Origin of the sequence: Janthinobacterium sp. HH106 (assembly GCF_001758725.1) — a bacterium.
Taxonomy (GTDB): domain Bacteria; phylum Pseudomonadota; class Gammaproteobacteria; order Burkholderiales; family Burkholderiaceae_D; genus Janthinobacterium.
The window spans coordinates 1-1,046 of the sequence record NZ_LRIC01000054.1; the positions used below are offsets into that span (position 1 = coordinate 1).

A 1,046-nucleotide genomic window follows, 5' to 3' on the forward strand; every position below is an offset into this window, starting at 1 on the left:
CATAGCGCGCGTCGCGCGTGGCGTCGCAGTCCAGCGTCTTGCCATCGAGGCGGGCAATAATCGCCTTGGCGGCCGCCTTGGCATCGCCGCAGATGCCGACCGAAATCTTTTTGACCAGGCCCAGCATCTTGTTGTCCGCATCGATCTGGATGATCTTCGCGTTCTTCGGCCAGTAATCCATGCCGTGCTGCGGCAAGGTGCCGAACGGTCCCAGGCGCGAACCCAAAGCGACGACGACGTCGGCCTTGGCGATCAGTTTCATCGCCGCCTTGGAACCCTGGTAGCCCAGCGGGCCGCACCACAGCGGGTGGCTGGCGGGGAAGGAATCGTTATGCAGATAGCTGTTCACGACGGGGGCGCCGAGGCGCTCGGCCAGGGCCTTGCACTCTTCGATCGCTTCGCCCATGACCACGCCGCCGCCCGAGATAATCACGGGGAACTTGGCCTTGGCCAAGAGCTCGGCCGCATCGTTGAGGCTTTGCTCGCCGCCGGCGCCACGGTCCAGGCGGTTCGGTTTCGGGATCTCGGCCTTGATTTCGCCATAAAAATAGTCGCGCGGGATGTTCAATTGCGTCGGGCCCATTTCCGACATGGCGCGGTCGAAGCAGCGGCCCGTGAATTCCGCCATGCGGGCCGGATTGGTCACATGACCCTGGTATTTCGTGAATTCCTCGAACATCGGCAACTGGTTCGCTTCCTGGAAGCCGCCCAGGCCCATGCTCATCGTGCCCGTTTCCGGCGTGATGATGACGACGGGCGTGTGCGCCCAGTAGGCGGCGGCAATGGCGGTGACGCAATTGCTGATGCCGGGGCCGTTCTGGCCGATGACGACGCCATGGCGGCCCGAGACGCGGGCATAGCCGTCAGCCATGTGGCCAGCGCCCTGCTCGTGCACGACGGGGATCAGGCGGATGCCGGCGGGGGCAAAAATGTCCATCGGGTCCATGAAGGCCGAGCCCATGATGCCGAACATGTCGGTCACGCCATTGGCGGCCAGGGTTTCCACGAACGCTTCGGAAGGCGTCATCTTTTGCGGGCCGGTGGGG

General features: G+C 64.2%; 1 protein-coding gene. It reads right to left on the reverse strand.

From position 1 onward, the window contains the following. Positions 1–1,046 (reverse strand): sulfoacetaldehyde acetyltransferase (locus tag JAB8_RS20900; protein ID WP_139143119.1); only part of this gene is annotated, 1,046 nt, incomplete at both ends.